At 71.6% G+C, this 17,630-nt stretch carries 19 protein-coding genes and 1 pseudogene; 15 read left to right on the forward strand and 5 right to left on the reverse strand.

Annotated features, from left to right (window positions below; translation table 11 throughout):
• Nucleotides 1-138 precede the first annotated feature (138 nt).
• The 4 genes from IFU19_RS08745 to IFU19_RS08760 form a co-directional block, all read right to left on the reverse strand.
• On the reverse strand, nt 139-558 hold the full coding sequence (locus IFU19_RS08745) for an organic hydroperoxide resistance protein (protein WP_192013460.1): 420 nt from the start codon (nt 556-558) through the stop codon (nt 139-141).
• A gap of 47 nt (nt 559-605) precedes the next feature.
• Nucleotides 606-1,085, reverse strand: a complete 480-nt coding sequence (locus IFU19_RS08750) for a MarR family winged helix-turn-helix transcriptional regulator (protein WP_055833893.1) — start codon at nt 1,083-1,085, stop codon at nt 606-608.
• A gap of 100 nt (nt 1,086-1,185) precedes the next feature.
• Nucleotides 1,186-2,490, reverse strand: coding sequence for a hemolysin family protein (locus tag IFU19_RS08755; protein ID WP_192013461.1), 1,305 nt, complete (start codon nt 2,488-2,490; stop codon nt 1,186-1,188).
• Between the two features lie 163 nt (nt 2,491-2,653).
• Nucleotides 2,654-3,154 (reverse strand): PepSY domain-containing protein, encoded by a 501-nt coding sequence (locus IFU19_RS08760; RefSeq protein ID WP_191915772.1) that lies wholly within the window; start codon nt 3,152-3,154, stop codon nt 2,654-2,656.
• A gap of 140 nt (nt 3,155-3,294) precedes the next feature.
• Between IFU19_RS08760 and IFU19_RS08765 the strand changes: the two genes are divergently transcribed.
• The 5 genes from IFU19_RS08765 (at nt 3,295) to glmM (ending at nt 7,579) form a co-directional block, all read left to right on the forward strand.
• Entirely contained in the window at nt 3,295-4,131 is an 837-nt protein-coding gene (locus IFU19_RS08765; RefSeq protein ID WP_055835851.1) for an alpha/beta fold hydrolase, read from the forward strand.
• A 190-nt stretch (nt 4,132-4,321) separates the two neighbouring features.
• Nucleotides 4,322-5,080, forward strand: coding sequence for a CPBP family glutamic-type intramembrane protease (locus IFU19_RS08770; protein ID WP_192013462.1), 759 nt, complete (start codon nt 4,322-4,324; stop codon nt 5,078-5,080).
• A 187-nt stretch (nt 5,081-5,267) separates the two neighbouring features.
• Complete coding sequence (rplM, locus tag IFU19_RS08775) at nt 5,268-5,714, forward strand: 50S ribosomal protein L13 (RefSeq protein WP_055833904.1); 447 nt, start codon at nt 5,268-5,270, stop codon at nt 5,712-5,714.
• Between the two features lie 24 nt (nt 5,715-5,738).
• Complete coding sequence (gene rpsI / locus IFU19_RS08780) at nt 5,739-6,209, forward strand: 30S ribosomal protein S9 (protein ID WP_055833907.1); 471 nt, start codon at nt 5,739-5,741, stop codon at nt 6,207-6,209.
• 14 nt (nt 6,210-6,223) lie between these two features.
• A complete protein-coding gene (glmM, locus tag IFU19_RS08785) occupies nt 6,224-7,579 on the forward strand; it encodes a phosphoglucosamine mutase (RefSeq protein WP_191915774.1) in 1,356 nt (451 codons plus the stop codon).
• A gap of 63 nt (nt 7,580-7,642) precedes the next feature.
• Here glmM and IFU19_RS08790 read toward each other — a convergent pair whose 3' ends face one another.
• Nucleotides 7,643-8,572: a Ppx/GppA phosphatase family protein gene (locus tag IFU19_RS08790; RefSeq protein WP_055833911.1), complete on the reverse strand. Its 930-nt coding sequence runs from the start codon at nt 8,570-8,572 to the stop codon at nt 7,643-7,645.
• Nucleotides 8,573-8,646: 74 nt separating this feature from the next.
• On the opposite strand from IFU19_RS08790, the gene coaA reads away from it, so the two are divergent.
• From coaA to IFU19_RS08840, 10 genes and pseudogenes are all read left to right on the forward strand, one after another.
• A complete protein-coding gene (coaA, locus tag IFU19_RS08795; protein ID WP_055833914.1) occupies nt 8,647-9,600 on the forward strand; it encodes a type I pantothenate kinase in 954 nt (317 codons plus the stop codon).
• A gap of 68 nt (nt 9,601-9,668) precedes the next feature.
• The gene (gene glmS / locus IFU19_RS08800) at nt 9,669-11,519 is read left to right on the forward strand and encodes a glutamine--fructose-6-phosphate transaminase (isomerizing) (protein WP_055833929.1); all 1,851 of its coding nucleotides are present in this window, start codon (nt 9,669-9,671) and stop codon (nt 11,517-11,519) included.
• A gap of 239 nt (nt 11,520-11,758) precedes the next feature.
• A pseudogene (locus IFU19_RS08805) lies at nt 11,759-12,106 on the forward strand (holo-ACP synthase); the annotation flags it as partial.
• Nucleotides 12,107-12,234: 128 nt separating this feature from the next.
• Nucleotides 12,235-13,356 (forward strand): alanine racemase, encoded by a 1,122-nt coding sequence (alr, locus tag IFU19_RS08810; RefSeq protein ID WP_055833933.1) that lies wholly within the window; start codon nt 12,235-12,237, stop codon nt 13,354-13,356.
• The gene (gene tsaE / locus IFU19_RS08815; protein ID WP_070408527.1) at nt 13,353-13,856 is read left to right on the forward strand and encodes a tRNA (adenosine(37)-N6)-threonylcarbamoyltransferase complex ATPase subunit type 1 TsaE; all 504 of its coding nucleotides are present in this window, start codon (nt 13,353-13,355) and stop codon (nt 13,854-13,856) included. Before alr ends, tsaE begins: the two co-directional genes overlap by 4 nt.
• Nucleotides 13,857-13,936: 80 nt before the next feature.
• Entirely contained in the window at nt 13,937-15,169 is a 1,233-nt protein-coding gene (locus IFU19_RS08820) for an OmpA family protein (protein WP_192013463.1), read from the forward strand.
• Nucleotides 15,170-15,171: 2 nt separating this feature from the next.
• Nucleotides 15,172-15,702 (forward strand): DUF3060 domain-containing protein, encoded by a 531-nt coding sequence (locus IFU19_RS08825; protein WP_192013464.1) that lies wholly within the window; start codon nt 15,172-15,174, stop codon nt 15,700-15,702.
• Nucleotides 15,699-15,977 (forward strand): DUF4190 domain-containing protein, encoded by a 279-nt coding sequence (locus IFU19_RS08830; RefSeq protein ID WP_055833947.1) that lies wholly within the window; start codon nt 15,699-15,701, stop codon nt 15,975-15,977. Before IFU19_RS08825 ends, IFU19_RS08830 begins: the two co-directional genes overlap by 4 nt.
• Nucleotides 15,974-16,693 carry a response regulator transcription factor gene (locus IFU19_RS08835; RefSeq protein WP_055833950.1) on the forward strand — a complete coding sequence of 240 codons (720 nt, stop codon included), beginning with the start codon at nt 15,974-15,976 and terminating at the stop codon, nt 16,691-16,693. The genes IFU19_RS08830 and IFU19_RS08835 overlap by 4 nt, the downstream gene beginning before the upstream one ends.
• Nucleotides 16,690-17,610 (forward strand): sensor histidine kinase, encoded by a 921-nt coding sequence (locus tag IFU19_RS08840; protein ID WP_055833953.1) that lies wholly within the window; start codon nt 16,690-16,692, stop codon nt 17,608-17,610. The genes IFU19_RS08835 and IFU19_RS08840 overlap by 4 nt, the downstream gene beginning before the upstream one ends.
• Nucleotides 17,611-17,630 lie beyond the last annotated feature (20 nt).

A 17,630-nucleotide genomic window follows, 5' to 3' on the forward strand; every position in this document is an offset into this window, starting at 1 on the left:
GCTCCGCCCGGATGCAGGCGGGCGACAGAATGACGCCGCCCGCGGGGAGCGGGCGGCGTCGGGGTTCTTCGCGGGGCGAAGTCCGGAACGGGGTGCGATACGTGGGGCTCAGCACCCCGCCCCGGGGTCGGGGAGAGGTCAGTCCTCGGAGACGGTGACGGTGACCTCGATGTTGCCGCGGGTGGCGTTGGAGTACGGGCACACCTGGTGGGCCTCGTCGGCGAGCTGCTGGGCGAGGTCGTGCTCGATACCGGGCAGGACCACCTCGAGCAGGACGGCGAGCTGGTAGCCGCCCTGGCCGTTCGGGCCGAGGTGGACGCGGCCGCCGACCGAGGAGTCTTCGATCTTCACCTTGTGCGCGCGGGCGACGGCGTGCAGTGCGCTGTGGAAGCACGCGGCGTACCCGGCGGCGAAGAGCTGCTCGGGGTTGGTGCCCTTGCCCGAGCCGCCCAGCTCGGTGGGAGGGGCGACCTCGAGGTCGATGTAGGGGCCGGCGGTGACGTGGCCGGTGCGGCCCTGACCGGTGGAGACGGCTTCGGCGGTGTAGAGAACGTCCATGGGTGTTCCTTTCGAGGGGCGGGTGGGGAGGAGGAGTCGAGTGGGGCTCACGCGGGCGGGCGCGGCACTCCGGCGGCGGCGAGCACGGTGTCGGGGCGGTCGCGCAGGTCGCGCATCGCGTCGGTGAGCTGGTGCAGGGCGTCGATCAGCTCACGCGCGCTGTCTTCGTCGGTCAAGCCGGAGCCTGCGGCGATGCATCGGGGGACGTGCGCGAGTTCCTGTCGCATCTCGTGCCCGCGATCGGTCAGCGCCACGGTGACGACGCGCTCGTCGTCGGATCGGCGCGATCGGGTGAGGTAGCCGGCGGTCTCCATGCGCGCGAGCATCGGCGACAGAGTCCCGGAGTCGAGCTGGAGGGCGTCGCCCAGGCTGCTCACGGTCTGGTCCCCGTCGACCCACAGCGTCACCAGGGCGATGTACTGCGGATACGTGAGGTTCCACGGCTCGAGCAGCACCCGGTAGGCCTGGGTGGTCGTGCGGTTCGCGGCGTAGAGCGCGAAGCAGACGAGGTCGTCGACGGCGGGCATGACAGAAGCATTGCACACAACTCGGTTGTGCACAACTTTGTTAAATGCGCCTCATCGACAGCCGGTGCGCGGGGTCCGGACCGGACCCCGCGCACCGGGGTCACACCGAGCTGGACGCCTCGGTGTCGGGAGTCTCATCGTCGAGGGGATGCCGCGTCACCAGCAGTTCCGCCACGCGTCGTCGATCCACGGCCTTGACCTGGAGCGTGGCGCCGTCGACCTCGACCGTGTCGCCGACACGGGCCAGCCGGCCCAGGCGTTCGACCACGAAACCGGCGACCGTGTCGGAGGCGCCGCGGGGGAGGCTGACCCCCGTCGCCTCCTCGAAGTCCTGCAGGTTCAGCCGACCCTCGACGGTGCCGTGCTCACCCTCGGCGAGGGGTTGCTCGGCGTCGGTGTCGTACTCGTCGAAGATCTCGCCGACGACCTCTTCGACCAGGTCTTCGAGCGTCACGATGCCGTCGGTTCCGCCGTACTCGTCGACGACGACGGCGATGTGGCTGCCCTCGGCGCGCATCGCGGTGAGCGTGGGCAGCACCCGAGCCGTCGACGGGAAGTACCTGATCGCGCGCATCACGGCGGCCAGGGGCCGCTCCGGGTCTTCGTAGAGGTCGCGCACGTGGACGAAGCCCACGACGTCGTCGATGGTCTGCTCGGCCACCGGGTACCGCGAGAACGGGAGGTCGCGCACCTGATCCATGGCTTCGGCGATGGTGCCGCCGGCATCCAGGGTCACGACCTCCGGTCGCGGGCGCATGACCTCGCTCACGTGGCGGTCGCGGAGGGACAGGACGTCGTCGAGGATGCGCCGTTCGTCAGCCGGAAGCCCCTCGTGGCTCGACACGATGTCGCGAAGTTCTTCTTCGGTGAGCTCCTCACCGGTCTTGTTGGGGTCGCCGCCCAGCAGGCGCACCAGCAGGTTCGTCGACAGCGACAGCAGCCAGATGACCGGTCGCATCAGCTTCGCGAACCCGTTCAGCACCGGTGCCGCCGCGTACGCGAACGCGGCGTTGCGCTGGATGGCGAGGCGCTTGGGCACGAGCTCGCCCAGAACGAGCGAGAGGTAGGCGATCACCAGGGTGAGCGCGATGGTCGAGACCGTGGCCGCGAGGCCCGGCTCGAGACCGAGACCCTCGAACAGCGGGGTGACCGAGGGGGCGATGGAGGAGGCGCCGTAGGCGGCCGACGCGAAGCCCGCCACGGTCACGCCGATCTGCACCGCCGACAGGAAGGTGTTCGGGTTCCGGGCGAGCTCGGCGACCTTCTGTCCGCGCTTGCCTCGGGCGGCCAGGGCGTTCACCTGACTGTCGCGCAGCGTGACGAGCGCCATCTCGGTCGCGGCGAAGACTCCGCCGACGAGGACGAACACGACGACGAGAACGATGTTGAGGACGAGATCGTTCATCGCCTTCCCTCCTCCGATCCGCGAAGGACGGCACCCGGGGTCACCCGGGCGCTCGGACTGTGACCGTCGGAGTCGGCAGCGTGGCTCATGACGGAATCGTATTCAGGCGGGCCCGGGGCGGGCAGCTTCCCGTCCGGGCTTGCGTGGTCACGCCCGTTCTGCTTCAGCGGCCGGTGCTGACGACCGCGCCGTCGCCGGCGGAGATGCGCACCACGGCACCGCTCTGCATCTCGACCGTCCACGACCAGTCCCCTCCGTCGTCGTCGAGCTCCACCTCGTCGATGCGGTCGCCGCCCGGGTTCTGGGCGGCGGCGATGCGGACGGCGTCGGCCAACGTCGTCACCGCCGCATCGAGGGCGGCGCGCTCGTCGGCGTCGATCCCGTCGTCGTCGCTCCGGGACTGCACGGTCGCCCCGTCGGACGCGAGGTGCACCTCGACCTCGCGGTCGCCGACGGCGACGTGGACCTCCCAGGAGTCGTCGTCGCCGCGGTCGAGGGCGAACGCGCGTCCGCCGGCATCGGCCTCGGCGGTGTTCGCCGCCCTGATCGCGGTCTCGTCGGTGGCGGAGGTGTTCGCGCCTCCGGGTGCCGGGGTGCAGGAGCTGAGGGCGAGAGCGCTGACGACGGCGAGCAGGGTGATGCCGGGGATGCGGGTCGAATCCATAGCGGCAGGTTAGCCAGCCCGCTCGCGCGCGCGGCGGTCGTTGCATCCGGGCGACCGCTGTGCGAGTGGCGCCCTAGCAAGCCGCGGATGGAACGTCAACGGCAGGCCCGCGTACAGGTGGGAGTCGAACCATGGCGGTCATGAGCGAGATCACCGCACACCATGGACTTCTGACCGACATCGACCTGCACGTCGACGACACGGGCGGCACGGGTCGCCCCGTCGTGCTGATCCACGGATGGCCCCTCTCGGGCGAATCCTGGGCCCATCAGGTGCCCGCCCTCGAGGCGGCCGGCCACCGCGTGGTGACGTACGACCGTCGCGGCTTCGGCCGGAGCGACAAGCCCCGTACCGGGTACGACTACGACACGTTCGCCGACGACCTCGAGGCCGTCCTCACCGCCCTCGACCTGCGCGACGTCACGCTCGTCGGCTTCTCGATGGGCGGCGGCGAGGTCGCCCGCTACCTGACGCGTCACGGATCGGGTCGTGTGCACAGCGTCGTCTTCGCGGCAGCCGTGCCCCCGTACCTGGCGAAGACCGAGGACAACCCCGAGGGCCCCCTCGACGACGAGACCGCCGACGGCATGAAGCAGGGCCTGAAGGGCGACGAGAAGGCGTTCTACCACCAGTTCACGACGGACTTCTTCTCGGTCGACGGCGCGCTCGCCGTGCCCGCAGCCGAGCAGGTCGAAGCCGAACGCCTCGCGAACCAGGCCGACCACCACGCGGCACTGAAGTCGATGGAGGCGTTCGCCACGACCGACTTCCGCGAGGATCTGCCGAACGTGACCGTTCCGACCCTCGTCATCCACGGGGACAGCGACGCCACGGTGCCTTTCGAGGGATCGGGCAAGCGCACGCACGAGGCCATCGCGGGCAGCGAGCTGCACGTGGTCGCGGGGGCTCCGCACGGTGTGAACGTCAGCCACGCCGACGAGTTCAACCGCGTGCTGATCGACTTCCTGCAGCGCTGATCGGTCCGCGTCCCTCTCTCGCCCGCATCCGCGGAGGACGCGCACACGACATCACGGACGCCCCGTCACCTCACCGGTGGCGGGGCGTTCGTGCGTGCGGGTGAGAACGCGCAATCCAACGGGTGAGTCGACGCGGGGGAGGCGCGGGGTGACCGGGTCGACGGCGACCTGCAGCCCTAGCCTGACGCGCATGAGCGACGAATCCGCCGTCCCGAGCCCCGCCCGGCGTGCCCGGCGTCGTCGGCCACGCCGGTGGCGCGAGGGCGGCTCCACGACCGCGCGCTGGGGCGTCGAGATGCTCGGCTGGGCCGTGCTCGCGCTAGGCGCGGGGGCGCTCGCGTCGCGCGCCGCGTCGGAGATGCTGCCCGTCGAGACCCGCGCGGCGTCGGCGCAGGCGGTGATCTGGCTCGCCTTCGCGGTGCCCGTCGTGTTCGCTCTCGGTCGTTCCCGTCCTCGCGGTCTGCTCGTGTTCCGAACGGTGGACCTGCTCTACGGGGTCGTGTTCGGCGTCCTCGTGCGCCTGGCCCAGGGGGCGATCGCCGGAGCCGGGGGAGAGCCGGCCCCCTGGCCGACGACGTTCTCGGCCGACGGCGCGCTGCCCACGTCTTTCGTCTTCGACGCCGTCGCCGGCACGATCGTGTCGTCCGGGGCGGAGGAGTTCTTCTTCCGCGGCGTCGTGCTCGTGTGCGTCTATACGGTGCTGCGACGATTCAGCGGCCCGGTTGCGGCCGGCGTGGCCGCGGCGGCCCTGTCGACCGGCTCGTTCGTCGGCGCGCACCTGCTGGTCGCGGCGCCCGGCTCGGTGGATGCGCCGACCCTCGGCATCCTGGGACTGGTCGCCAGCGCCCTCGTCCTCGGCTCGGGACGTCTGGGCGGCGCGCTTTTCACGCATATCGTCTTCAACGCGACGGGGTACGCCCTGATCGCGGTGGGGACCCTGTCGGCCTGAGCGGGCCGGCGACGTTTGGTGCTGGCATCCGGATGCCGTAGTCTTGCTCTTTGGTGCCCGCCTCTCTGCGAGCGGGTTGCCCGAACGTGAGCCCTCCACCGGCCCTGTTCCCCCGTCATCGGCGGGGAACGGACCACCGGAGCGGGATTCACGAACTCCTCCGTTCGAACAAGAAAGCAGCACTACTGTGACGCGCACTTTCACCCCCAAGGCCGCTGAGGTCACGCGCGAGTGGGTCGTTATCGACGCCACCGACGTCGTCCTCGGCCGTCTGGCCTCGCACGCGGCGGTCCTCCTCCGCGGCAAGCACAAGGCCACCTTCGCCAACCACATCGACTCGGGCGACTTCGTCATCGTGATCAACGCCGAAAAGGTGGCGCTCACGGGTCAGAAGCTCCAGAAGAAGAAGGCCTACCGCCACTCGGGCTACCCGGGCGGCCTCAAGTCGGTCACGTACGAGGAACTCCTCGACAAGAACCCCGTCCGCGCGGTCGAGAAGGCCATCCGCGGCATGCTGCCCAAGAACAGCCTCGGCGCGGCGCAGCTCAAGAAGCTCAAGGTGTACCGCGGCGCCGAGCACCCCCACGGTGCTCAGCTGCCCACGGCCTACACCTTCGACCAGGTCGCCCAGTAAGCGCCGCCGGATAAGGACGAAACAGTGTCGAACATCGACCCCAGCAACTACAGCACCGAGACGCCGGCCGAGCAGTCCGTCGTCGCGGCCGAGCGCCCCGTTCTCTCGGTTCCCGGCGCAGCCGTCGGCCGTCGCAAGCAGGCCATCGCCCGCGTGCGTCTGGTTCCCGGCTCGGGCACGATCACGGTCAACGGCCGCACGATCGAGGACTACTTCCCGAACAAGCTGCACCAGCAGCTGATCAACGACCCGTTCACGGTGCTCGAGCTCGCGGGCTCGTACGACGTGATCGCGCGCATCTCCGGTGGCGGCCCCTCGGGTCAGGCCGGCGCGCTGCGTCTCGGCATCGCCCGTTCGCTGAACGGCATCGACGAAGAGAACAACCGCCCCACCCTGAAGAAGGCCGGCTTCCTCTCGCGCGACGCTCGCGTCAAGGAGCGCAAGAAGGCCGGACTCAAGAAGGCCCGCAAGGCGCCTCAGTACTCCAAGCGCTGAGTTCGAAACTCCGGATGCCTCTTTTCGGCACGGACGGGGTGCGGGGGCTGGCCAACGGCCTCCTCACCGCCGAACTCGCGCTGCACCTGGCCCAGGCGACTGCTGTCGTCCTGGGCCAGGGCCGTTCGGCGGAGGCGCGGAAGGCCGAAGGCCGCCGCCTCACCGCCGTCGTCGCGCGCGACCCGCGCGTCTCGGGGGAGTTCCTCGCGGCCGCGGTCGCTGCGGGGCTCGCCTCGTCGGGCGTCGACGTGCTCGACGCCGGGGTCATCCCCACCCCCGCCACCGCGTTCCTCATCGCCGACCATGACGCCGACTTCGGTGTGATGGTCTCGGCGTCGCACAACCCCGCTCCCGACAACGGGATCAAGATCTTCGCCCGCGGGGGCACCAAGCTCCCCGACGAGGTCGAGCAGCGCATCGAGCAGGCGCTCGAGGGCGAACGACTGCAGCCCACCGGGGCCGGCGTCGGTCGCATCCGTCGGTTCGCCGACGCGGAGGACCGCTACGTCCTGCACCTGCTGGGCTCGCTGCCGCACCGCCTCGACGGCATCCACGTCGTGCTCGACTGCGCCCACGGCGCCGCGGCCGGCGTGTCGCCCGAGACGTTCAAGGACGCCGGCGCGACGGTCACCGTCATCGGCGCCGAACCCGATGGTCTGAACATCAACGACGGCGTGGGCTCGACGCACCTCGACGTGCTCGCTGAAGCCGTCGTGCGCCTCGGCGCCGACGTCGGCATCGCCCACGACGGCGACGCGGACCGCTGCCTGGCCGTCGACGCGCAGGGCAACATCGTCGACGGTGACCAGATCATGGCCATCCTCGCGGTGGCGATGAAGCAGCGTGGTGCGCTCGTCGACGACACGCTCGTTGCGACGGTCATGAGCAACCTCGGCCTGCACCGCGCGATGGAGGCCCATGGCATCCGGGTCCTGCAGACCGGCGTCGGCGACCGTTACGTGCTCGAGGCCATGAACGAGGGCGGCTACTCCCTCGGTGGCGAGCAGTCGGGCCACGTCATCATGAGCCGCTTCGCGACGACGGGTGATGGCCTGCTCACCGGGCTGCACCTCGTCGCCGAGATGGCGCGACAGGGCAAGACGCTCGGTGAGCTCGCCTCGATCATGACGGTGTACCCGCAGGTGCTCGTGAACGTGCGCGGCGTCGACCGCGACGGCGTGCACGACCACGCGGTGCAGGAGGCCGTCGCCGCGGCGACCGCCGAACTGGGCGACTCGGGCCGCGTGCTGCTGCGCGCCTCGGGCACCGAGCAGCTCGTGCGCGTCATGGTCGAAGCCGCGTCCGAAGAAGACGCCCGCGCGCACGCGGACCGTCTCGCCGAGGTCGTGCAGGAGCGCTTGGCGCTGTAATCCGGCCCGTCGGCGGGCTCACGCTCCTTCACACGAGGGGCGGAGCACGCCGACGCCGCGGCGTCAGTACTCGAGCGACTCGATGTAGCGCAGCAGGACGCCCTCGCGGAGTGCCCAGGGGGAGACCTCGAGCTCCTCGACGTCGAGGGCCTTCATCGCCCGCTCCACCACGATCGCGGCGGCGACGATCTGGAACGTGCGATCGGCGGTGATGCCGGGAAGGGCCTCGCGGGCGTCGGCGGGGATGCGCGCGAGGCGCGGGATCCAGTCCTTCAGCTCCCGGCGGGGCAGGACCATGCGATCGATGCCCGACCACCCCGGCACCGGGTAGCCCGCGAGCTTCGCGAGCGAGCGGATCGCCTTCGACGAGCCCACGACGTGGTCGGGACGGGGGAGCGCGGCGAAGCGCTCGGCCACCGGCGCGAGCACCGTCATGGCGTGCTGGCGCAGCGCGTCGATCTCGTCGGCGCTCGGCGGATCGTGCGGGAGGAACTGCACGGTCGAACGGCCCGCGCCCAGGGGCACCGACTCGGCGAGATCGGGCAGCTCGTCGGCACCGCCGGCGATCTCGAGCGACCCGCCGCCGATGTCGAACAACAGGATCTGCCCGGCCGACCAGCCGAACCACCGCCGCACCGCGAGGTAGGTGAAGCGCGCCTCGGTCTCGCCCCCGAGCACCTGCAGGGGCTGGCCCAGGGCCTCCTCGATCAGCGCGATGACGGCCTCGCCGTTGGTCGCGTCGCGCACGGCCGACGTCGCGGTCGCGAGCAACTCGTCGACGCCCTCGGCCTTGGCCGTCGCGCAGGCCGCGGTCACGGCATCCACGAGGCCCTTCACGCCCTCGGGCGAGATGGACCCGTCGGGCTGCAGATACCGCATGAGGCGCAGGACCGAGCGGTGCGAGGTCGTCGCGGTGGGACGACCTCCGGCCCGGGCGTTCGCGACGAGCAGATGGACGGTGTTCGAACCGATGTCGAGGACTCCCAGGCGCACGGTCCGAGCGTAGTGGGCACGCGGTGACGGGGTGATCCGCGGGGGAGGGACGACGACGCCGGTAGCATGGGCGGGTGTCCGCCGCCGAGACCGCCGCTCCCGCGCCGTCGCTGAGCCCCTACCGCCAGATCGACCGCGACGACTGGGCCCGCATGGCCGGGGGGATCGCGCAGCCGCTCACCGACAACGAGATCGTGCAGCTGCGGGGCATCGGCGACCGCCTCGATCCGCGCGAGGTGGCCGAGGTGTACCTGCCGCTCAGTCGTCTGCTGAGCCTGTACGCGCGGGCGACCCGCCGACTCGGCGCCGACACGAGCGAGTTCCTGGGCGAGCCCGATGCCACGACCCCCTTCGTCATCGGTGTGGCGGGGTCGGTGGCGGTGGGCAAATCGACCATCGCGCGCCTGCTGCGCGAACTCATGAGCCGCTGGCCCGACACTCCCCGCGTGGAGCTCGTGACGACCGACGGCTTCCTCTATCCCAACGCCGAGCTCGAGCGACGCGGGTTGATGGACCGCAAGGGCTTTCCCGAGTCGTACGACCGGCGGGCGCTGGTGGAGTTCCTCAGCGAGGTGAAGTCGGGCGCCGGCGAGGCCCGGGCACCGTTCTACTCGCACGTGCGGTACGACATCATGCCCGACGCCCACGTGAGCGTGCACCGCCCCGACGTCGTCATCGTCGAGGGGCTCAACGTCCTGCAACCGCCGCCGTCGCCCAACGAGGTCGCCGTCAGCGACCTGTTCGACTTCTCGATCTACGTGGATGCCGACGCGGCACACATCGAGCGCTGGTACGTCGACCGCTTTCTGGCGTTGCGCGACAACGCGTTCACCAACCCCACGTCGTTCTTCCGGGTCTTCGCCGACATCAGCGACGACGAGGCCGTCGAGCGGGCCCTGGGGTACTGGCGCGAGATCAACCTGCCGAACCTCGAAGAGAACGTGCTCCCCACGCGCCACCGCGCGAAGCTCGTGCTGCAGAAGGGCGCCGACCACACCGTCGAGTCGGTGCTGCTGCGCAAGCTCTGAGCGGCTCGCCGCGCGCGCGCGAGGGCTTCGACGGGGTTCGCTCAGTCCCGCCACGTAGACTCGGACCCATGTGCGGAATCATCGGTTACGTGGGTCCCCGGCAGAGCCAGGACATTCTTCTGGCGGGTCTGTCGCGGCTGGAATACCGGGGTTACGACTCCGCTGGAATCGCCGTCATCGACGGTGAGGGCGGGCTCGGCATGCGCAAGCGAGCGGGCAAGCTCGCGGTGCTGCGCGACGACCTCGAGTCCTCGCCCATGCCCAACGGCACCACCGGGATCGGCCACACGCGATGGGCGACGCACGGCGGTCCGACCGACGCCAACGCCCACCCCCATCTGGCCGACGACGACAAGCTCGCCGTCATCCACAACGGCATCATCGAGAACTTCGCCGAGCTGAAGAGCGAGCTCGTCGGCGAGGGCTTCGCCTTCCGCAGCGAGACCGACACCGAGGTCGCCGCGGTCATGATCGGCCGCGAGTACGCCCGTACCAAAGACCTGGTGCAGGCGTTCCGCGCCGTCGTCTCGCGTCTCGAGGGCGCGTACACGCTGCTCGCCATGCACGAGGATCACCCGGGCCTGGTCGTCGGCGCGCGCCGCAACTCGCCCCTGGTCATCGGGCTCGGTGAGGGAGAGAACTTCCTCGGCTCCGACGTCGCCGCCTTCGTCGAGCACACCCGCAACGCGCTCGCCATCGGTCAGGACGAGATCGTCGCGATCACGCCCGACGGCGTCGAGGTCACCGACTTCTCGGGCGCGCCCGTCGAGGTCGAGGCCTTCGAGGTCACGTGGGACGCGTCGGCCGCCGAGAAGGGCGGCTGGTCGTCGTTCATGGCCAAGGAGGTCTCGGAGGAGCCCGAGGCCGTCGCGAACACCATCCGCGGTCGCATCCACGAGGGCCGCGTCGAGATCCCCGAGCTCGAGGGGCTCGACGACTTCCTCGCCGACATCGACCGCATCCTCGTGATCGCGTGCGGAACGGCCGCCTACGCCGGCATGGTCGGCAAGTACGCGCTCGAGACGTGGACCCGCGTTCCCGTCGACGTCGAGCTCGCCCACGAGTTCCGCTACCGCGACCCGGTGCTGTCCGCGCGCACGCTGGTCGTCTCGATCAGCCAGTCGGGCGAGACGATGGACACGCTCATGGCCGTGAAGTACGCCCGCTCGCGGGGGGCCAAGACGCTGTCGATATGCAACACGCAGGGTGCCACCATCCCGCGGGAGTCGGATGCCATCGTCTACACGCACGCGGGACCCGAGGTGGCCGTGGCCTCGACGAAGGCCTTCGTCGCACAGATCACCGCGCTGTATCTTCTCGCCCTGCACGTCGGTCGTGTCCGCGGAGCCATCGACCCGGTCGTCGCCGTCGAGGCCGTCACCGAGCTCGAGGCCGTTCCGGGCAAGATCGCCCGCGTGCTCGAGACCGAGCAGGCGCGCATCGAGCAGCTGGCGCACTGGATGGCCGACACCCGCTCGGTGCTGTTCCTCGGCCGCAACGTCGGGTACCCCATCGCGCTCGAGGGTGCCCTCAAGCTCAAGGAGCTGGCGTACATCCACGCCGAGGGCTTCGCCGCCGGTGAGCTCAAGCACGGCCCCATCGCGCTGATCGAGCCCGGCCAGCCCGTCTTCGTCGTCGTGCCGTCGCCGCGCGGCTCGGGCGAGATGCACAAGAAGGTCGTCTCGAACATCCAGGAGATCCGCGCCCGCGGTGCCCGCGTCATCGCGATCGCCGAAGAGGGCGACGTCGCCGTGCTGCCCGCGGCCGACGAGGTGCTGCGCATTCCGCTGGCGGCCCCGCTCTTCGAGCCGCTGCTGGCGGTCGTACCGCTGCACATCTTCGCGATGAGCCTGGCTGAGGCCAAGGGGCTCGACGTCGACCAGCCGCGCAACCTGGCGAAGTCGGTGACGGTCGAGTAGTCGTCTCGTACGAAGGGGCCGGATGCCGTGGCATCCGGCCCCTTCGTCGTTCCTCGCATCGCGGAGCGCCGATCGAGCCGGGCCGAACTCCTGGGTTCTCGCTCGATTGAGGGTGAAGCGACCTCGGGAGCGGCCCTGGATGCCTTTTCTCCGGAGTTCGGCCCGCGTCGGATCGGCCCGCCGCGGCCGATGTCGGCCGGCACCGGCAGAATGGAGAGGATGCCACGAGGGGAGGGCGCATGATCGTCGGAATCGGCGTCGACGTGGTCGACGTTCCGCGGTTCGCCGCGACGCTCGCTCGCACTCCGCGCCTGCTTCCCCGCCTGTTCGCCCCGGCCGAGCGCGTGCTGAAGCCGCGCTCGCTCGCCGCCCGGTACGCCGCGAAGGAGGCCCTGATCAAGGCGCTCGGCGGGTCGGACGGCGTGCACTGGACCGACATCGAGGTGGCGTCCGAGCCCTCGGGTCGGCCCGTGTTCGCGCTCCGCGGTGAGACCGCCGCGACGGTCGCCGAGCGGGGGATCACCGCGTTGCACCTGTCGATGTCGCACGATGCGGGCCTCGCGACGGCGTACGTCATCGCCGAAGCGAGCGAGGTCGCTCCGGCGCCCGGTGCGATCGCGGCCCGGCAGCCCGCGCCGACGAGCGCGGGCGTCGAGCCTGTCGCGATCGACGGGCCCCCGGCATCCGCCCCCGAGACCACCCGAGAGGACACCGCATGAGAATGGCACCCGGCGTGCTGCGCGAAGCGCTCATCGATGTCGACGCGATCACCGAGAACGTGCGTCACCTGCGAAAGCTCACCGACTCCGAGATCATCGCGGTCGTCAAGGCCGAGGGGTACGGCCACGGCGCCTACCGTGCCGCGGTCGCGGCGCTCCGCGGGGGAGCGGCCCGCATCGGCGTCTCCGACATCGACGAGGCGCTGGCGCTGCGGCGAGCGGGCATCCGCGCTCCGCTGTTCGCGTGGCTCCACGCGCCCGGCGCTGCGTTCGGCGAGGCCGTGCGAAACGACATCGAGCTCGGCATCTCCGACATCGATCAGCTTCTGCGCGCGGGCGAGGCGGCGCAGGGCGATCGCCCGGCGGCGGTGCACCTCAAGATCGAGACGGGCCTGTCGCGCAACGGCATCGCGCCGGCCGACTGGCGCGTGGTGTTCTCCGAGGCCGCCCGTCTGGAGCGCATCGGGCGGCTGCGCGTCGTGGGGTTGTTCTCGCACCTGTCCAACACGAGCGAGGCCGACGACCGTGCCGCGCTCGCCCGGTTCGAGGAGGGCGTCATCCTGGCGGCATCCGCCGGTCTTCACCCGCCGCTTCGCCACATCGCGGCGACGAATGCCGCCATCGCCCTGCCCGAGGCGCGACTCGGATGCGTGCGCATCGGCATCGGTCTCTACGGGGTCTCGCCGTTCGACGACCGGACGCCCGCCGACCTGGGGCTGCGCCCGGCGATGACGCTGCGCGGCGCCGTCGCGGCGGTGCGGCGCGTGCCCGCGGGCACCGGGGTGTCGTACGGCTACGACTACCGCACCGAGAGCGACACGACGCTGGCGCTCGTTCCGCTCGGCTACGCCGACGGCGTGCCCCGCCAGGCGTCGGGTCGGGGATCGGTGTCGATCAACGGGCGCCGCTTCACGGTGGCCGGCCGCATCGCGATGGACCAGTTCGTCGTCGACGTCGGCGATCACCCGGTCACGGTGGGCGACGAGGTCGTGCTGTTCGGCGACCCGACGCTGGGCGTGCCGTCGGCGCGGGACTGGGCGGATGCCGCCGACACCATCGACTACGAGATCGTCACGCGCGTGGGGGTCCGGGTCCCCCGGCGGGAGGTGGGCGCGTGAGCGTTCCCGACGAGCTGCTGGGCGTGCGCGAGGTCGCGGGGCCGGCCGACATGGAAGACCTGGGCCGCGCCGTCGGGCGCGCGCTCGCTCCCGGCGACGTCGTGGTGCTGACCGGCCCGCTCGGCGCCGGCAAGACGACCCTCACCCGCGGGATCGGTGAGGGACTCGGCATCCGGGGTCCGGTGCAGAGCCCGACGTTCGTGATCGCGCGCACGCATCCCTCGCTCGGGGGCGGCACGCCGCTCGTGCACGTGGACGCCTATCGCCTGGGGGCCGCGGTCGAGCTGGACGACCTCGACATCGACGTGGCGGGTTCCGCCGTCGTCGTCGAGTGGGGGAGCGGGGTGGCCGAGTACCTCGCCGACACGTGGTGGGAGATCGAGATCGACCGTCAGACCGGCGGCCGCGGCGTCGACAACGCCTGCGGTGAGATCGCGGTGCACACCGTCGAGCTCGACGCCGACGCCCCGCGCACCGTGACCATCTCGCGCCGACCCTGACGGGACGTGTCGCGGAATCGCGACACGGTTGCGACACCCCCGCGACCACGGCGGCGCGGCGCTTCAATACGGTGGATGCCATGAGTCGATCCCCTCGCCGCCCCGCCGTGCTCCGCCCCACGGCGGTTCGCCTGGCCGCGGCCGTCTCGGCCTCCGTCGTCGTGATGAGCCTGGCCGGCTGCGTCTCGGAGCCGGTGCCCTCGACCGCGAGGTCGTCGGCGGCCGCCGACACCCCCGTGCCCACGCCGACGGCGGCCGCGGCCTCAGCCGCTCGCGTGCCCGGCTACGACGTCGGCGAGATCCCGCCCGTGCCCCTGTTCGTGCTGCCCGACCTGTCGCTGCTGGGCGGCTCGGCGTCGGCGTTCACGATCTCGGCGGCGTCGACGCTGTCGAGTGCGCCGGGGGTGACGGTGGCCTCCGCGGCGTGCGGGACCCCCGGCCAGGTGTCCACGTCGGCCGGCACGGCTGTGTTCTACGGCGACGGTTCCGGCTCGTACACCGGCGCCGACGGAACCGTCCAGAACTTCGGCGACGGCTCGGGGACCACGACGATCGACGGTGTCGAGATCCAGAACTTCGGTGATGGGTCGGGGACGTACCGGTCGGGCGAGGTCGCGATCCAGAACTTCGGCGACGGTTCGGGCACGTACGTCGACGCGTCGCGCCAGGTGCAGATCTTCGGCGACGGGTCGGGAACGTCCACGCACGGCGACGAGAGCATCCAGAACTTCGGCGACGGGTCGGGGACGTACCGGTCGGGCGAGGTCGCGATCCAGAACTTCGGCGACGGGGCGGGGACGTACACCGACGGCACCCTCACGGTGCAGAACTTCGGCGACGGCACCGGCCGCGTCGACGGTGAGCCCGTGACGGTCGACCCGCTGCCCCCGGTGCCGCGGTTGGGTGTGTTCCCGCCTCTGGCGGCCCTCGCCCCGGTCGCGAGCTGCGGCACGACCCTGACGCTCTCGGACGCCGTGCTGTTCGACTTCGACTCGGCCGAGTTGCGCGCCGATGCCGCCGCCGTGCTCGACGCGCTCGCGGCCGTGCTGATCGACGGCCGGGTGCCGGCGGCGACCGTCTCGGGGCACACGGATGCCATCGGCACCGACGCCGAGAACCAGGACCTGTCGGAGCGGCGCGCGCAAGCAGTCGTCGCCGCCTTGACCGAACGCGCCACGCCCGTGGCCTGGACGGCCGAGGGCTACGGTGAGACGCGTCCGGTCGCCGCCAACGAGCTCGACGGGGTCGACAACCCCGCGGGTCGGCAACTCAATCGCCGGGTCGAGATCCTCGTCCCCTCATTCGGAGGCTGAACATGCGCAGAACCGCCCTCTCCCTGCTCGCCGCGGGGCTCGTCGCCGGGACGCTCGCCGGCTGCTCTATCCGCGTCGACGAGGGCCAGGATGCCGTGATCTCGACGCCCGTGCCGGCGGCGACCACCGCCGCACCCGCGGCGCCCGCTCGCACGGCACAGCCCGCCGCCCCGACGTCGACGGCCCCGAGCGCCGGCGTCGACACCACCTCGAACCTGCGCACCCGCGACGAAGCGATCGCCCTGGCCGACTCGACCATCGCGTGCACTCCCGGTCTCGTCATCCCCGACGACGGCAGGGTCGTGCGGGTCGAGGGGGCCTGCGACGACGTCACCGTGTCGGGCTTCGCGGCGGTCGTGATCCTCGACGACGTGTCGACGCTCACCGTCACGGGTGACGGGTTGGTCGTGTACGCGAAGGCCCTGACCGACCTCTCCGTCAGCGGAGACGTGAACACGGTCGTCTGGCGCGGCAGCGCGCCGCGGGTCGACGACACCGGCGTCGCGACGACCGTGCTGCGGGACGAGCGATGAGCGCCCCGCAGGCCGCATGGGCGCCGCCCGCGCGTCGCACGAACGGCCTGGCGATCGCCGCCCTCGTGCTGGGCCTCTGCGGCTTCGGTCTGCTGCCGGTGATCTTCGGCCACATCGCGCTGTCGCAGATCCGCCGCACCGGCGACGGCGGCGGTGCCCTCGCGATCGCGGGACTCGTGCTGGGGTACCTGGCCATCGCCGCCGCGGTGATCGGCGTCGTCTTCGTCGTCGCCGTGTCGGTCGGCATCCCTCTGCTGGCGACGCGTACCTCATGACGGGCGACGAGCGTCCCGGCATCCTGCTCGTCGACGATGACGAGACCATCCGCGCGGGCCTGGGCGCGTTCCTCGAACGCAGCGGGTACCGGGTGATCGTCGCCGCCGACGGGCAGGAGGCGCTGGACCTGCTGGCGGATGCCGATGTCTCGCTCGCGGTGTGCGATGTCATCATGCCGCGGGTCGACGGACGCGCGTTCGTGCGACGCGTTCGTGCCGAGGGGCGCTGGCTGCCGATCATCCTGCTGACGCAGGTGGGGGAGTCGTACGAGCGCAGCGCCGCCCTCGACGAGGGGGCCGACGACTACCTCAACAAGCCCTTCGATCCCCAGGAGCTGCTCTCGCGCGTGCGCGCCGTGCTGCGGCGCACGGTTCCCGGCGAGCGTCCCCTGAGCGCGTCGTCGCGGGTGCGCGCGGGTGCGCTCGAACTCGACCGGTCCGCTCGGCGGGTGTGGTTGGGCGGGGCGGAGCTCTCGCTCACCCCCAAGGCCGTGATGCTGCTGGACTACCTCATGACCCACCCCGGCGAGGTGCACACGCGCGACCGGCTGCTCTCGGCGTTGTGGGGGTTCGAGGTCGCCACGAGCACGCGCGCCGTCGACCACCGGGTCGCCGAGCTGCGCCGCGTGCTCGACGACGACCCCGGCGCGCCGCGCTTCATCGAGACGGTGCAGAACGCGGGGTACCGCTTCGTGCACGCGGTGGTGACCCCGTGAGCCGCGCGGTGCGGATCGGTGCTGTCTGCGCGCCCGTGCTCCTCGCTGCCCTCACCGCGGGAGTGATGGCCTGGGCGGGTGAGCGACGGGTCGTGACGGTGGCGACCGCCCTTCCGGCGGTGGTCCTGCTGCTCGGTGTCGTGGTCTCGGCCGTGATCGGTGTCGTGCTGCTGATCGGCGCTCGGCGTCGGCGCGTCGCCGCGTCGCGCGCGCGTCAGAGCGCCGAGGCGTGGGCGGCGGGCCGGGCCACCGAGCGTGAGGAGCACCGCCGGTTCCTCGCCCGCCTCGACCACGAGCTGAAGAACCCCATCACGGCCATCCGCGCCACCCTCGCCGGCGTCGATCCCGCCACCGCGCCCGCTCACGTGGCCGTGATCGACGGGCAGGCGCGGCGACTCGCGGCCCTCGTCGGCGATCTGCGCAAACTGGCCGAGATCGAGACCCGCCCGCTCGAGACCGAGCCGGTCGACCTCGAGATGCTCGTGCGCGATGCCGTCGACGCCGTGCACGACCAGCGTCCCGAGACGCGGGGGCGCATCCGCATCGTCGCCGAGCGGGTGCCGTGGGCCGTGCCGCCCCTGCCGGCCGATCCCGACCTTCTCGCCCTCGCGGTCGACAACGTGCTCGCCAATGCCGTGAAGTTCTCGACCGACGGACCGATCGAGGTCCGCCTGCGCGAAGACGCCGGCGCGGTGGTGGTCGAGGTGGCCGACACGGGTCGCGGAATCCCGGCCGACGCGCAGGAGCACGTCTTCGACGACCTCGCCCGGGCGGCCAACGCCCGCGACGTCGCCGGATCGGGGATCGGCCTGTCGCTGGTGCGCACGATCCTGCGCCGTCACGGGGGCGATGTCGACCTGCGCTCGCGAGAGGGAGCCGGAACCGTCGTCACGCTGCGATTGCCGATCGCGCGATAGCGGCGGTGCGACCCCTCGCC

Source organism: Microbacterium sp. CFBP 8794, assembly GCF_014841235.1.
Lineage (GTDB): Bacteria > Actinomycetota > Actinomycetes > Actinomycetales > Microbacteriaceae > Microbacterium.

Excerpts from the sequence above, each read along its gene's own strand:
- glmM (WP_191915774.1), top strand. The coding sequence starts at position 6,224 with ATGCCTCTTTTCGGCACGGACGGGGTGCGGGGGCTGGCCAACGGCCTC.
- IFU19_RS08755 (WP_192013461.1), bottom strand. The coding sequence starts at position 2,490 with ATGAACGATCTCGTCCTCAACATCGTTCTCGTCGTCGTGTTCGTCCTC.
- alr (WP_055833933.1), top strand. The coding sequence starts at position 12,235 with ATGAGAATGGCACCCGGCGTGCTGCGCGAAGCGCTCATCGATGTCGAC.
- IFU19_RS08825 (WP_192013464.1), top strand. The coding sequence starts at position 15,172 with ATGCGCAGAACCGCCCTCTCCCTGCTCGCCGCGGGGCTCGTCGCCGGG.
- IFU19_RS08745 (WP_192013460.1), bottom strand. The coding sequence starts at position 558 with ATGGACGTTCTCTACACCGCCGAAGCCGTCTCCACCGGTCAGGGCCGC.
- IFU19_RS08835 (WP_055833950.1), top strand. The coding sequence starts at position 15,974 with ATGACGGGCGACGAGCGTCCCGGCATCCTGCTCGTCGACGATGACGAG.
- IFU19_RS08770 (WP_192013462.1), top strand. The coding sequence starts at position 4,322 with ATGAGCGACGAATCCGCCGTCCCGAGCCCCGCCCGGCGTGCCCGGCGT.
- IFU19_RS08830 (WP_055833947.1), top strand. The coding sequence starts at position 15,699 with ATGAGCGCCCCGCAGGCCGCATGGGCGCCGCCCGCGCGTCGCACGAAC.
- glmS (WP_055833929.1), top strand. The coding sequence starts at position 9,669 with ATGTGCGGAATCATCGGTTACGTGGGTCCCCGGCAGAGCCAGGACATT.
- IFU19_RS08765 (WP_055835851.1), top strand. The coding sequence starts at position 3,295 with ATGAGCGAGATCACCGCACACCATGGACTTCTGACCGACATCGACCTG.
- IFU19_RS08750 (WP_055833893.1), bottom strand. The coding sequence starts at position 1,085 with ATGCCCGCCGTCGACGACCTCGTCTGCTTCGCGCTCTACGCCGCGAAC.
- IFU19_RS08760 (WP_191915772.1), bottom strand. The coding sequence starts at position 3,154 with ATGGATTCGACCCGCATCCCCGGCATCACCCTGCTCGCCGTCGTCAGC.
- IFU19_RS08820 (WP_192013463.1), top strand. The coding sequence starts at position 13,937 with ATGAGTCGATCCCCTCGCCGCCCCGCCGTGCTCCGCCCCACGGCGGTT.